Source organism: Microbacterium sp. SCN 71-21 (assembly GCF_001725695.1).
Lineage (GTDB): Bacteria > Actinomycetota > Actinomycetes > Actinomycetales > Microbacteriaceae > Microbacterium > Microbacterium ginsengisoli.
This window is the reverse complement of sequence record NZ_MEGA01000009.1, coordinates 25,563-38,194: the sequence shown is the minus strand read 5'-3', so window position 1 is coordinate 38,194 and position 12,632 is coordinate 25,563. Positions and strand designations below refer to the sequence as shown.

Genomic DNA, 12,632 nt, shown 5'->3' with positions numbered 1-12,632 from the left:
TCGATCGCGCGGCGGATGGCGTCCTTCACCCCGTCGATGTCGTGGGGATTGATCAGCAGCGCACTGCCCAGCTCGTCGGCGGCTCCCGCGAACTCGCTCAGCACCAGCACACCGCGGTTGTCGGTGCGGGTGGCGACGTACTCCTTCGCGACGAGGTTCATGCCGTCGCGCAACGCCGTCACGAGCATCACGTCGGCCGCGAGGTAGAGCGCCACCATCTCCTCGCGCGGGTATGCCTGGTGCAGGTAGCGGATCGCCGTGTGCCCCATCGTGTCGTGGTCGCCGTTGATGCGCCCCACCGTCAGTTCGATCTCGTCGCGCAGCTGCATGTACGCCTCGACGCGCTCCCGGCTGGGGCTCGCGACCTGCACGAGGGTGACGTCCTCGACCGAGAGGGAGCCGTCGCCCAGCAGTTCACCGAACGCCTTCAGCCGGTGGCGGATGCCCTTGGTGTAGTCGAGTCGATCGACTCCCAGCAGGATCTTGCGGGGATTCCCGAGGCTCGCGCGGATCTCCGCCGCCCGCGCGCGCACGTCCTCCCGTTGCGCGAGCTCGATGTAGGAGTCGGCGTCGATCGAGATCGGGAACGCCTTGGCGAGCGCGAGGCGCGTGCCACCGTCGGGCGTCGGCACCCGGATGCCGCTGGCGCGCGTCTCGTAGTGGAACTGGCGGCGCACGGCGCGGGCGAAGTTGCCGGCGTCGGCCACTCGCTGGAAGCCGATGACGTCGGCGCCGAGGAGACCCTCCAGCACCTGACGACGCCAGGGCAGCTGGGCGAAGATCCCGTATGCCGGGAACGGAATGTGATGGAAGTAGCCGATCGTCAGGTCGGGCCGCAGCTCCCGCAGCAGCGCCGGAACGAGCTGCAGCTGGTAGTCCTGCACCCAGACCGTCGCGCCGGAGGCCGCGACTTCCGCCGCCGCCTCAGCGAAACGACGGTTCACCGCCACGTAGGTGTCCCACCAGATGCGCTTGTACCGCGGCGCCGCGATCACGTCGTGGTACAGCGGCCAGATCGTGTCGTTCGAGAAGCCTTCGTAGTAGTTCTCGACCTCCGCCGCGGAGAGCGCGACCGGCACGATGAAGATGCCGTCGACCTCGAGCGGGTCGAGCTCCAGGTCGGCTTTGCCGGGCCATCCGACCCACGCGCCGTCACGCTTGCGCATGACCGGCTCGAGCGCGGTGACGAGACCACCGGGCGAATGCCGCCAGCCGCCCTCGTCGTCGCGATCCACCGGGAGTCTGTTTGCCACGACCACGAAGTCGGCCTGAGTCACAAGGGCCCTGCTCTCTGATTCGGTCCGTCCAGGCTATCCGCACCCGTCGGCGGGCCGACTACGGTTGACACATGCGCAAGTACCTCTTCGGCACGGGCATCATCGGCGCCATCACGAGCGGATTCACCCTGCTGCGCGGCCTGCGCGGGAGCGACGAGCCGTTCACCTGGCGCACCGCGCTCGCGTGGCTGAGCTGGGGCATCACCCTTGCGCTCGCGATCGGCGCGATCGTCGACACCTTCCGAGCCGGCCACGGACACGTGATCGGCAACGACTCCCCCGTCGCCGACAAGCAGGCGAAGCTGCTCGCCAAGCGCCTGCGCCGCTGAGCGCACCCGACACACGGCGACGCCCGCCCTCCCGCAGAGGGCGGGCGTCGTGCTGTCAGCGCGTGATGATCAGCGCGTGATGATCAGCGCGTCGCCCTGACCGCCGCCGCCGCACAGCGCGACGGCCGCGGTGCCCGATCCCCGGCGCACCAACTCGTGCACCACGTGCACGACGAGCCGGTTGCCGGATGCCCCGATCGGGTGCCCGATCGCGATGCCCCCGCCGTGGATGTTGACGATCTCCTCCGAGACGCCGAGACGAGCGGTGGATGCCGCCACCACCGCCCCGAACGCCTCGTTGATCTCGATGAGGTCGAGGTCGCCGACCGTGATGCCGTGCTTCTGCACGGCCACTTCGATGGCGTGGGCGGGCTGCGCGTGGAGCGAGTTGTCGGGGCCGGCCACCTGGCCGGAGGCACCGACCGCGGCGAGCACGGTCCAGCCCTGATCGTCGGCGTGGGCCCGCGTCGTGAGCACGACCGCGGAGGCACCGTCGGAGATCGGCGACGAGTTGCCGGCGGTGATGGTGCCGCCCTCGGCGAAAGCCGGACGCAGCGCCGCGAGCGTCTCGATGGTGGTCTCCGGGCGCACCCCCTCGTCGGCGGTCAGCCGCAGCGGCTCGCCCTTGCGCTGGGGCACCTCGATCGGCACGATCTCGCCGTCGAAGACCCCCGCCGCCTGCGCGGCAGCCGCTCGCTGATGCGACAGGGCGGCGACGTGGTCCTGCTGCGTGCGGGTGAGCTGATAGGTCGGGTTCAACCGTTCGGTGGAGGCTCCCATGCTGTCGTGCTCGTAGGCGTCGGTGAGCCCGTCGAGGGCCATGTGGTCGAGCACCTCGACCGAGCCGTACTTCCAGCCCGACCGGGAGTTCATCATCAGGTGCGGCGCCCGGGTCATGGACTCCATGCCCGCGGCCACGACGACGCGCGCATCGCCGAGCCGGATCATGCGCGCCGCGTCGATGACGGCCGTGAGGCCCGAGAGGCACACCTTGTTCACGCTGTGGGCCGGGACATCCCACCCGATCCCCGCGCCGATCGCGACCTGTCGCGCCGGGTTCTGACCCGACCCCGCCGGAAGGACCTGCCCGACGATCACCGCATCGACGGCGCCGGCGGGGATGCCCCCCTGGGTGAGCGCGCCGGTGACGGCGAAGGATCCGAGCTGCACCGCGGTGAAGGGCGCGAGCTGGCCGAGCAGCCGCCCCTGCGGGGTGCGCGCGGCGGCAACGATGACGACGTCGTCGGAGATCATGCGTCCACCTTAAGCGTGTCGGCGATGACGAGCGCGGGCTCGGTCGCGGCGACGACCTCGTCGATCGTGACACCCGGCGCGAGCTCGGTCAGCACGAGTCCGTCGGGAGTCACGTCGATCACGGCGAGGTCGGTGATGATCCGGTCGACGACCCCGCGGCCCGTGAGCGGCAGGCTGCACGCGTCGACGATCTTCGGGGTGCCGTCCTTCGCGACGTGCTCCATGAGGACGACGACCTTCGCCGCTCCGTGCACGAGGTCCATCGCGCCGCCCGGGCCCTTGACCATCTTCCCGGGGATCATCCAGTTCGCGAGGTCGCCCGTCGCCGACACCTGCATCGCCCCGAGGACGGCCGCGTCGATCTTGCCGCCGCGGATCATGCCGAAGCTCGTCGCCGAGTCGAAGAACGCGGCACCCGGAAGCACGGTCACGGTCTCCTTGCCGGCATTGACGAGATCGGGATCGACGTCCTCGTCGAAAGGGTACGGGCCGACGCCGAGAATGCCGTTCTCGGACTGCAGCACCACCGTCACGCCCGCGGGCACGTAGTTCGGCACGAGGGTCGGCAGGCCGATCCCCAGGTTGACGTACGAGCCGTCGGCGAGCTCCTGAGCCGCGCGCGCGGCCATCTCGGTGCGCGTGAGCGCCATGGTCATGCCCCCCCCTCGCGCCGTGACGGTGCGCTTCTCGATGCGCTTCTCGATGCCGGTGCCGACCTCGACGATGCGGTGCACGTAGACGCCGGGCAGGTGCACGGCGTCGGGGTCGAGCACTCCGGGCTCGACGAGCTCCTCGACCTGCACGATGCAGATGCGCCCGGCCATCGCGGCGAGCGGGTTGAAGTTGCGCGCCGCCTTGTGGAACACGAGGTTGCCGTGGCGGTCCCCCCGCCACGCGTGCACGAGCGCGAAGTCGGTGACGATCGCCTCCTCGAGCACGTAGTCGCGGGCCCGACCCGAGACGTCGAAGGAGCGCACGTCCTTGGCGGGCGACGCGACGGCGACGCCTCCGGAGCCGTCGTAGCGGCGGGGAAGCCCGCCCTCCGAGACCTGCGTGCCGACGCCCGACTGCGTGTAGAACGCGGCGATGCCCGATCCGCCGGCGCGCAGCTTCTCGGCGAGGGTTCCCTGCGGGGTGAGCTCGAGCTCGAGCTCGCCCGAGAGGAACTGCCGCTCGAACTCCTTGTTCTCCCCCACGTACGACGACGTCATCTTGCGGATGCGGCGGGCGTTCAGCAGCACGCCGAGACCCCAGTCGTCGACGCCGCAGTTGTTCGAGACGATCGAGAGGTCGGTCGTGCCCTGCGCGAGCAGGGCGTCGATGAGGGCCATCGGGTTGCCGGAGAGGCCGAAGCCTCCGACCGCCAGGCTGGCGCCGTCGGGGATGTCGGCGACGGCCTCGGCAGGCGTCGCGACTTCTTTGTCGATCACGGGTCACTCCTTCGTCGAGCGGATCGTGGGTGGTCGTCGGTGAGTCCTCCCCGAGTCTCGCCGGGGTGCGGCATCCTGCCCATCACGTGCTTGCGATGTGGGCGAATAGGCGCATAGTGTCCACATCATGGACACCACGACGACGGTTCCGGGAGCGCAGGCCGTCGCCCGCGCCGCCGCCCTGCTGCGGGTCGTGACCCGCGCCGGCGCCGACGGCGTCAGCGTGACGGATGCCGCGCGGGCCACGGGACTCACCCGGCCCACCGCGCACCGCCTGCTCACGGCGCTGCGGCACGAGGGCCTGGTCGACCTCGACGAGTCCGCCGCCAGCTGGCGCCCAGGCCCCGAGCTGTATCTCATGGGCACGGTAGCCGCCGCTCGCTACGACGTGACCGGCGTCGCCCGCGACATCGTGCGCTCACTCGCGGTGCGCACCGAGGAGAGCGCGTTCCTGTCGGTGCGGCGTGGCGACGAGACGGTGTGCCTGCTCGAAGAGGAGGGGTCGTTCCCGATCCGCTCGCGGGTGCTGTCGGAGGGCGTGCGGTTCCCCCTCGGTGTCGCCTCGGCGGGGCTCGCCATCCTCTCGTTCCTCCCCGACCACGATGTGGACGCCTACTTCGAGCGGCATCCCGACCTCCCCCGCGCCTGGGGAGCGGCTCACCGACAGGACCGCCTGCGCGCCCGCATGGCCGAGACCGTCGAGCGCGGCTACGCCGTCAATCCCGGCCTCATCGTCGAGGGCAGCTACGGCATGGGCGCGGCCGTCTTCACCCGCGACGGTCACCCGCAGTGGGCGCTGAGCCTCACCGGCGTCGACTTCCGCTTCGCCCCCGAGCGCCGCGCCGAGCTCGGACGCATCCTGCTCGCGCACGCCCACCAGCTGACGACCCGCATCGCGGGGCACCGCGCCGGGGGGAACTGAGCCCGGGCGTCAGACCGAGTCGGATGCCGCGGCCACCTGCTCGCGGATCTCGGCGGCGACGATCGCCGCGCCGCCCCCGGACAGCACGATCGTGTAGTGATTGAAACCGGGGACACGGGAATGCACGACACCGGGAACGGTCGGGAGCAGGCGTTCCAGGTAGTCGGGGGCGTAGAGCCCCGGCTCCTCGTTCTGCAGGCCGCGCGGCACCGTCAGGAACCGCGTCGGATGTGCGAGCGCGGCGAGAGCCGCCGGCAGCACATCACCGGTGTTCATGTCGAGCGTGTCCGCGGCGGTGATCTCGTAGCTCGTGGCGGGACGCAGCATCCCGGCGCCGTCATCGACGAGGTCGTAGGCGAGGTAGTCCTCGAGGGTCGCCGACCAGTCGTCCCGGAACGCGGGATGCACCCGCCAGAAGTCGAGATAGTCGTCGACGCTCGCGAAGCGGCGGGAGAGCCGTTCGGCCGTCGGCCCCAGGATCGCCGCGACGAGCGTGTCGGTGTCGAGCCCCGCGGGCACGTCGAGCGGCAGCCCGCCGTCGATGAGCAGCAGGCGACTCACGCGCTCCGGGCAGAGGTAGGCGAACGCGAGCGACACGAACGCGCCCATCGAGTGGCCGATCACCACGGAGCTCGTCACGTTGGCGGCGTCGAGGAGCGCAGCCAGGTCGGCGGCATGGGCCGCCATCCCGGCGGGATGCGTGATGCCGTTGCTCGCCCCGCGTCCGCGCAGGTCGGGGGCGATCAGCCGGTAGCCGGGAAGCAGCGGCACGACATCGTCCCAGGCGTGCAGGGACGAGGTGACGCCGTGCACGAGCACGACCTCGCCGAGAACCTCGTCCACCGGCTCCCAGACGATCGCGTGAAGGGTGCCGCCCTCGACGGCCACGTCGAGGGGATGAGCGACATGGGCGCTCATCGTGCGGACCATCCGCCGTCCATGGTGTACGACGCACCGGTGACCATCGCCGCGGCATCCGAGACCAACCAGCCCACGAGCGACGCGACATCATCGGCCTCGACGAGCTGCTTGATCGCGGCCTCGGTCAGCATGACCTTCTCGACCACCTCGTCCTCGGGGATGCCGTGCACCTTCGCCTGGTCGGCGATCTGCTTCTCGACCAGCGGCGTGCGCACGTATCCGGGATTGATGCAGTTGCTGGTGACGCCGTGCTCGGCCCCTTCGAGCGCCGTCACCTTCGAGAGACCCTCGAGGCCGTGCTTGGCGGCGACGTACGCCGACTTGAATGCGCTCGCACGAAGCCCATGCACGCTCGAGATGTTGACGATGCGGCCCCAGCCGCGCTCGTACATGCCGGGGAGCGCCGCGCGGATCAGGAGGAACGGCGCCTCGAGCATGATGCGCTGGATGAGGCGGAACGCGTCAGGGTCGAAATCGACGATCGAGGCGACGCGCTGGATTCCCGCGTTGTTCACGAGGATGTCGGCGTCGAGGGTGAGCGCGTCGAGCGCCGCGGTGTCACCGAGGTCGACGACCCACGTCTCGCCCCCGATCGCCGCCGCCGCCTTCTCGGCGGCCTCGGCGTTGAGGTCCGCGATGACGACGGTGGCGCCGCGGGCCGCGAACTGCGAGGCGCAGGCGAACCCGATGCCGCTCGCCCCTCCCGTCACGACGGCGCGTCTGCCTGCCAGATCGGTGCTCACGATTCGATTCCTTCCTCGGTGGCGCGCACGACCGGCGCGCCGATGGTCGACGGGCGGGGCGCGAGAGCGTTGTCGATGAACCGCGTCATCGCCGCGAACACGTCCGACGGGATCTGCGCGGGCATCGCGCCCGTGGCATCCCTCTCCCACAGCAGGTACCGCATGCCGATCAGCTCTCCCGCGCCCATGAGCGCCCACGCAGCCACGGCCGGATCGAGCCCGGCATCGACATCGCCGTCCTGCTGGGCGGCGCGAAGCCCCGCCTCGTAGCCGTCGACGATGCGCGTGTAGTGCAGGCGCAGCAGCGCGGGTGAGACGAACTCGGCCTCGCGCACGACCCGGTAGAGCGCCGGGTGGTCGGCCGTGAAGCGGAAGAACCCCGCGAACCCGGCGTGTTCCGCCTCGAGCCGTGACCGCGCCCCGACCATCGCCTCCCCCATCGCGTGGCGCACCCGCTGGTTGAGGTCGAGCACGAGCGCCTCGAAGATCGACTGCTTCGAGTCGAAGTAGAGGTAGAAGGTACCGAGGCCCACTCCGGCGCGCTCGGTGATCTTCACGATGGATGCCTCGTGGTAGCCGAGGTCGGCGAACACCTGCTCGGCGGCCTCGAGGATGCGTCGCCGGGTCGCCTCACCGCGCTTGGTGAGAGGCCGGCCGGTCGCCTGGGAGACCGGGGAGGCCGCGGCATCCGTCAGGGCGTCATCGGGAGTGTTCATCGATCCTCCGGGGCTCGAGGACGAGGGCGGCGGCGCGTTCGCGCAGCCGCCGACGGGCGATCTTGTCGACCGCGGACCGGGGCAGCTCGTCGACCACGACGAATCGCACCGGAACCTTGACGGAGGAGAGGATGCCGCGGGCGTGCGCGTCGAGCTCGTCCTCACCGACCACTGCCCGCTGAGCGAGCGTGACGAACGCGACACCGCGCTCTCCCCACACCCGGTCGGGCACGGGGACCACCGCCGCGTCGACGACGAGCGGATGCGTGCGCAGCGCCGCCTCGACCTCCGCGGGGGCGACGTTCTCGCCACCGGAGATGAAGATCTCCTTACGCCGGTCAACGATGCGGTAGACGCCGCGCGCGTCGCGCGCGGCGAGGTCGCCGGTGCGCAGCCAGCCACCCACGAAGGCCCGCGCCGTCGCGTCGGGGTCATCGAGGTAGCCGGGCGTCACGCTCGGCCCCTGCACGACCAGCTCGCCGGTGGCGGCGCCGTCGAGCAGGTCGCCGGTCTCGGGATCGATGAGAGCGACGTCGACGTGGCGATAGGGGCGTCCGACGGTGCCGACGAGGTCGTCTGTCTCCCCCGGCACGGTGAGCACGTTGGGGCCGGCCTCGGTGAGGCCGTAGCCCTGGGCGAGACGCACCCCCCGCGCGCGCCACGTGGCGTGGAGGTCGGCGGGCATCGTCGCGCCGCCGACCTGCGCGACGCGCAGGGACGACAGATCGGATGCCGCGAATCTCGGGTCGTCGGCGAGCAGTCGGTACTGCGTGGGCACGCCCATCATGACGGTCACACCCCGGTCGGCGATGAGCGGCAGCACACGCGAGGGCTGGAAGGACCGCTCGAGCACGACGGTCGCGCCCGCCCACCACGCGAGCAGCGGCTGCACGTTCCATGCCGCGATGTGGAACTGCGGGAGCATCGTGAGCACGACGTCGTGGGCGGCGATCTCGATCGCGCCGGCGAGGGCGAGGTTGTTCCAGAAGCAGTTGGCGTGGGTGAGCACGACCCCCTTCGGGCTCGCCTCGCTTCCGGAGGTGAAGATGACGAGTAGCGGATCGTCGTCGCGCACCCCGCGGGGGCGCGGTGCGGCGCCGTGGTCGGGATGCCGCGGCGGCAACACCCGCTCGGAGGTGTGACCGCCGAGCACGGCGACGGGCGGCACCGTGTCCAGGTGCGTGCGTGCCTCGGCGACGAGCCCCGCGTACTCATCGTCGACGAGGAGCAGCTGCGGCCGCGCGCGTGCGATCAGGGCGGCGAGTTCACCGGCGGCTGCCCGCCACGACAGCGGAACGAATGCCGCGCCGACCGACGCGCAGCCGAAGAACGCCACGACATGGTCGATCGAGTTGCCCGACACGGTGGCGACGCGGTCGCCCGCACCGTAGCCCGCCGCACGCAACGCCTCGACGAACCCCGCGACGCGCTCGGCGAGCGTCGCGTAGTCGATGCGAACCCCTCGGTCATCGATCGCGGTGGACGCCGGCGACAGCCGCGCCCGGTCGCGCACCCAGCGCGCGACGGTGTGCGGCTCGTCGACGAGCGGCGTCAGGTCGAGGGCGTTCATACCCGCGCCTCGACGCGGTCCTCCGCGGCATCCAGCTCGGTCAGGGGCGTCGCGCGACGCCCCGAACGTCGCCGCCGCGCGAGCTGGTCGACGGTGCCGGCGATCCCACCGGGCAGGAACATCACCACGATGATGAACAGTACGCCCAGCAGGAACAGCGGTTCGGAGAGCGGCACGCGCAGCACGTCGGGAAGGCCGGCGATCGCGTCGGTGCGGGCGAGCACTGTGAGGCGCTGGTCGAGGAGCGTGTAGACCACCCCACCGATCACCGCTCCCCAGCGGAACCCGACACCGCCGAGCACGACCATCACGAGGATCGTGATCGTGAGGTCGGCCGACACCGCCCGCGGCTGAGTGCCCGACTGCAGGAGCATGTAGGCGACACCGGCGGCCGCGGCGCATCCGGCGGCGACGACGAACACCAGGAGTTTCGCGGTGTAGGGGCGCAGTCCGAGGATCTGCACCCTCTGATCGTTCTCGCGCGCTGCTCGCGCAAGGTGCCCGAGGCGCGAACTGTCGACCCAGAGCGCGACGAGATAGACGAGCACGACCACCACGAGGGCGATCCAGTAGAGGTTTCGGGTGTTCGCGACCCCGAGCAGTGCATCCGGAACCGAGCCGGTCGGGAGGGCGAGTCCCTCTTCGCCTCCGGTGACCTCCTGGTTGCGGCGCACGAGCACGGAGCCTGCCTGGGCGAATGCCAGCGTCACCATCGCGAACGGGATGCCGGTCACCCGCATGCTGATCGCGCCGGTGAGCGCCGCGATCGCGAGGCCGCCGATCAGGGCGATCAGCACGCCCGGCCACAGCGGCACACCGGCGTACTGCAGCACGATGCCGAGGCCGTACGCCCCCGCCCCGAAGTAGAGGGCGTGCCCGAAGGAGAGCAGTCCCGCGGTGCCGAGCAGCATGTTGTACGACAGCGCGAGAGCGGCGAAGACCATGCACAGGGCCATGAGCTGCAGACTGCCCGCCGTGTAGGTGGGCCCGGGGAGGATGCCGGGGATCGACAGGTCGAGCAGGGGCAGCACGGCGAGCACAGCGACGAGGACGACGCCGACGATCGCCGGCACGAGTGCGCGCCGCACCGGGCGGGGCTGCGAGATGGATGCCGCGGTCATGCCGCCCTCCCGAGGAGTCCGCGCGGGCGCACCAGCAGCACGACCGCGAGCAGCACGACCACGATGAAGTCGCCGGTGCCGCCGAGGAAGAAGTTCGAGAACTGCTGCAGCACAGCGACGATCACCGACGCGATCGCCGCGCCCGCGAGCGAGCCGAGGCCGCCGATGACCGTGACGATGAACGCGAAGATGAGCAGAGTCTGCCCGAGCTGAGCCGAGACATATCCGGTGTACTGCGCCGCGAGCACGCCGCCGATGCCGGCAGCCGCCCCGCCGATGGCGAAGACGAGCGTGAACGAGTGACGGACGTCGATGCCGAGCGCGGTCACCATCTGCCGGTTCTCGACGCCGGCGCGGATGATCATGCCGTACCGCGTGCGCCGCAGGAACACGACGAGTGCGGCGAGCACGAGCGCGGCGGCGAGCATCAGCACCCAGTAGGTGTTCGGGATGCGCGCTCCCAGCACGTCGGTCGTCTGCACGAGCCACTCGGGACCCTTGATGTAGATCGGATCGGTTCCCCAGATGCCCTCGAACAGGGCGACGGCGGCGAACGAGAGCCCGACGGTCACCAGCACCTGTTCGATGTGACGTTCGTAGAGGGGGCGGATCAGCGCCAACTCGGTGACCGCCGCGAACACGGCGCCGACGACAGCGCCCGCCAGGATCGAGAGCAGGAAGCCACCCCAGGACGAGGTGTCCATGCGGCGCGCGACCTCCCAGCCGACCAGCGCGCTGAGCGTCAGGAAGGCTCCGTGGGCGAAGTTCAGCACGTGCATGAGCCCGTAGATGAGGCTGAGGCCCGAGGCGATGAGGAAGTAGAGGGCGCCGAGGCCGACGCCCGTGATCAGGACGAGCACGAGGGAGCTCATGCGGTCACCTCCGCATGCACTCCGAGCAGCCGTCGCGTGAGGTCGGGGTCGTCGAGGATGCCGGCGGCGGTGCCGGTGTGCACCACGCGCCCGCCACTGATGACGATCGCGGGTCCGGCGAGCCGGCGCACCACCTCGAGGTTCTGCTCGACGAGCAGGATGGGCACCGTGCGCGCCGCCTCTGCGAGGGCATCCGCCACTTCTGTCACGATCTTCGGCGCGAGCCCCTTGGTCGGCTCGTCGACCAGCAGGATGCGGTTGTCGTTGAGCAGTGCCCGGGCGACCGAGACCATCTGCTGCTGTCCGCCCGAGAGCGTGCCGGCGGCCTGATTGCGGCGTGCGACGAGGTCGGGGAACAGCTCGGCGACGAACTCGCGGCGCGGGTTGCGCTGCCGCTCTGCAAGGGCGAGGTTCTCGGCAACCGTGAGGCCGGCGAAGACCTCTCGGTCCTCGGGCACGTACCCCACACCCCGCTGCACGATGCGATGGGTGGAGAGCCCGTCGATCCGCTCCCCCGCGAGCGTCACCTGCCCACGGCGGGAGATCAGCCCGAGGATCGCACGCAGCGTCGAGGTCTTGCCGACGCCGTTGCGGCCGAGTACCGCGGTGATGCCGGTCGCGGGCACCGAGAACGAGACATCCTCGACGACCTGCTGGCCGCCGATCGTCGCCCGCAGGTTCGCGACCTCGAGGATCGATTCGGATGCCGCGCTCATGCCGCCGTCCCCAGGTAGGCCTGCTGCACGACCGGGTTCGCCATGATCTCGGCGGGGTCGTCGAAGGCGATGATGCTGCCGAAGTACATGACGGCGACCTTGTCGACGAAGCCGAGGAGCACGTCGATGTGGTGCTCGACCATGAGCACGGTGCAGTTCTTCTCGCTCTGCATGCGGCGGATGGTGTCGACGAGGCCCGGCACGTCACCGGACCCGACGCCGGCCATGGGCTCGTCGAGGAGCACCACGTCGGCGTCGGTCGCGAGCAGCACGGCGATCTCGAGTTTGCGCTTGTCGCCGTGCGAGATGTCGCCGGCGAAGGCGTCGAGCTTGTGGTCGAGACCGACCTCCTCGAGCGCGGCGTGTGCGCGGCGGGTCGCGGCATCCGCTCGCCCGGGGAAGCGCAGCAGCGAGTAGCTGCCGCCGAGCTGAGCCTGGGCGGCCAGGCGCACGTTCTCGAGAACGCTCAGCCGCGGGAACAGACTCGAGGTCTGGAAGGTGCGCCCCAGCCCCGCCCGCGCTCGGCGCGGGACCGACGTGCGCGTGACGTCGGAGCCGTGGAGGCGGATGGAGCCGGACGTGGGCTTGACGAGTCCGGACACGGCGTTGAACAGGGTGGTCTTCCCTGCTCCGTTGGGGCCGATGACCCCGACGGAGGAGCCGGCCGGGACCGTGAGGTCCACGTCCTTCAGGATCGTCGCGCCACCGATCTGCAGGCCGAGGCCGGCGATCTCGAGGGCGGGCGGGGTGGAGCTGGACAT

Annotated in this window: 13 protein-coding genes; 2 read left to right on the top strand and 11 right to left on the bottom strand. The window is 70.8% G+C overall.

All coding sequences use genetic code 11. From position 1 onward, the window contains the following. Window positions 1–1,253, bottom strand: a 1,253-nt coding sequence (locus tag ABT08_RS02275) for an alpha,alpha-trehalose-phosphate synthase (UDP-forming) (RefSeq protein ID WP_288113879.1), incomplete at its 3' end; no start/stop codon positions are given. A 95-nt stretch (window positions 1,254–1,348) separates the two neighbouring features. Between ABT08_RS02275 and ABT08_RS02270 the strand changes: the two genes are divergently transcribed. After that, the gene (locus tag ABT08_RS02270) at window positions 1,349–1,606 is read left to right on the top strand and encodes a hypothetical protein (RefSeq protein WP_045248495.1); all 258 of its coding nucleotides are present in this window, start codon (window positions 1,349–1,351) and stop codon (window positions 1,604–1,606) included. A 69-nt stretch (window positions 1,607–1,675) separates the two neighbouring features. Here the strand turns inward: ABT08_RS02270 and ABT08_RS02265 are convergent, their stop codons facing one another. Beyond that, on the bottom strand, window positions 1,676–2,860 hold the full coding sequence (locus tag ABT08_RS02265) for an acetyl-CoA C-acetyltransferase (RefSeq protein WP_045248496.1): 1,185 nt from the start codon (window positions 2,858–2,860) through the stop codon (window positions 1,676–1,678). After that, on the bottom strand, window positions 2,857–4,290 hold the full coding sequence (locus ABT08_RS13225) for a 3-oxoacid CoA-transferase subunit B (RefSeq protein ID WP_502685866.1): 1,434 nt from the start codon (window positions 4,288–4,290) through the stop codon (window positions 2,857–2,859). The genes ABT08_RS02265 and ABT08_RS13225 overlap by 4 nt, the downstream gene beginning before the upstream one ends. A 127-nt stretch (window positions 4,291–4,417) precedes the next feature. Between ABT08_RS13225 and ABT08_RS02250 the strand changes: the two genes are divergently transcribed. Next, a complete protein-coding gene (locus ABT08_RS02250; RefSeq protein ID WP_288113877.1) occupies window positions 4,418–5,212 on the top strand; it encodes an IclR family transcriptional regulator in 795 nt (264 codons plus the stop codon). Window positions 5,213–5,221: 9 nt separating this feature from the next. On the opposite strand, the gene ABT08_RS02245 is transcribed toward ABT08_RS02250, so the two are convergent. Genes ABT08_RS02245 through ABT08_RS02210 form a run of 8 tightly spaced genes read right to left on the bottom strand, consistent with a single transcriptional unit; the run spans window position 5,222 to window position 12,632 of the window. After that, window positions 5,222–6,130, bottom strand: coding sequence for an alpha/beta fold hydrolase (locus ABT08_RS02245; RefSeq protein ID WP_045248499.1), 909 nt, complete (start codon window positions 6,128–6,130; stop codon window positions 5,222–5,224). Continuing rightward, the gene (locus ABT08_RS02240) at window positions 6,127–6,879 is read right to left on the bottom strand and encodes a 3-hydroxybutyrate dehydrogenase (protein ID WP_156454823.1); all 753 of its coding nucleotides are present in this window, start codon (window positions 6,877–6,879) and stop codon (window positions 6,127–6,129) included. The genes ABT08_RS02245 and ABT08_RS02240 overlap by 4 nt, the downstream gene beginning before the upstream one ends. After that, a complete protein-coding gene (locus tag ABT08_RS02235) occupies window positions 6,873–7,592 on the bottom strand; it encodes a TetR/AcrR family transcriptional regulator (RefSeq protein WP_048808881.1) in 720 nt (239 codons plus the stop codon). Before ABT08_RS02235 ends, ABT08_RS02240 begins: the two co-directional genes overlap by 7 nt. Continuing rightward, window positions 7,576–9,162, bottom strand: a complete 1,587-nt coding sequence (locus tag ABT08_RS02230) for a class I adenylate-forming enzyme family protein (RefSeq protein WP_056519902.1) — start codon at window positions 9,160–9,162, stop codon at window positions 7,576–7,578. Before ABT08_RS02230 ends, ABT08_RS02235 begins: the two co-directional genes overlap by 17 nt. After that, complete coding sequence (locus ABT08_RS02225; protein WP_045248502.1) at window positions 9,159–10,283, bottom strand: branched-chain amino acid ABC transporter permease; 1,125 nt, start codon at window positions 10,281–10,283, stop codon at window positions 9,159–9,161. Before ABT08_RS02225 ends, ABT08_RS02230 begins: the two co-directional genes overlap by 4 nt. Continuing rightward, on the bottom strand, window positions 10,280–11,155 hold the full coding sequence (locus tag ABT08_RS02220) for a branched-chain amino acid ABC transporter permease (RefSeq protein WP_288113875.1): 876 nt from the start codon (window positions 11,153–11,155) through the stop codon (window positions 10,280–10,282). The genes ABT08_RS02225 and ABT08_RS02220 overlap by 4 nt, the downstream gene beginning before the upstream one ends. Further along, window positions 11,152–11,871, bottom strand: a complete 720-nt coding sequence (locus ABT08_RS02215; protein WP_045248504.1) for an ABC transporter ATP-binding protein — start codon at window positions 11,869–11,871, stop codon at window positions 11,152–11,154. Before ABT08_RS02215 ends, ABT08_RS02220 begins: the two co-directional genes overlap by 4 nt. Next, window positions 11,868–12,632 carry an ABC transporter ATP-binding protein gene (locus ABT08_RS02210; RefSeq protein WP_045248505.1) on the bottom strand — a complete coding sequence of 255 codons (765 nt, stop codon included), beginning with the start codon at window positions 12,630–12,632 and terminating at the stop codon, window positions 11,868–11,870. The genes ABT08_RS02215 and ABT08_RS02210 overlap by 4 nt, the downstream gene beginning before the upstream one ends.

Coding starts and splice junctions, on each gene's coding strand:
- ABT08_RS02270 (WP_045248495.1), top strand. CDS start 1,349: ATGCGCAAGTACCTCTTCGGCACGGGCATCATCGGCGCCATCACGAGC.
- ABT08_RS02265 (WP_045248496.1), bottom strand. CDS start 2,860: ATGATCTCCGACGACGTCGTCATCGTTGCCGCCGCGCGCACCCCGCAG.
- ABT08_RS02250 (WP_288113877.1), top strand. CDS start 4,418: ATGGACACCACGACGACGGTTCCGGGAGCGCAGGCCGTCGCCCGCGCC.
- ABT08_RS02245 (WP_045248499.1), bottom strand. CDS start 6,130: ATGAGCGCCCATGTCGCTCATCCCCTCGACGTGGCCGTCGAGGGCGGC.
- ABT08_RS02235 (WP_048808881.1), bottom strand. CDS start 7,592: ATGAACACTCCCGATGACGCCCTGACGGATGCCGCGGCCTCCCCGGTC.
- ABT08_RS02230 (WP_056519902.1), bottom strand. CDS start 9,162: ATGAACGCCCTCGACCTGACGCCGCTCGTCGACGAGCCGCACACCGTC.
- ABT08_RS02225 (WP_045248502.1), bottom strand. CDS start 10,283: ATGACCGCGGCATCCATCTCGCAGCCCCGCCCGGTGCGGCGCGCACTC.
- ABT08_RS02220 (WP_288113875.1), bottom strand. CDS start 11,155: ATGAGCTCCCTCGTGCTCGTCCTGATCACGGGCGTCGGCCTCGGCGCC.
- ABT08_RS02215 (WP_045248504.1), bottom strand. CDS start 11,871: ATGAGCGCGGCATCCGAATCGATCCTCGAGGTCGCGAACCTGCGGGCG.
- ABT08_RS02210 (WP_045248505.1), bottom strand. CDS start 12,632: ATGTCCAGCTCCACCCCGCCCGCCCTCGAGATCGCCGGCCTCGGCCTG.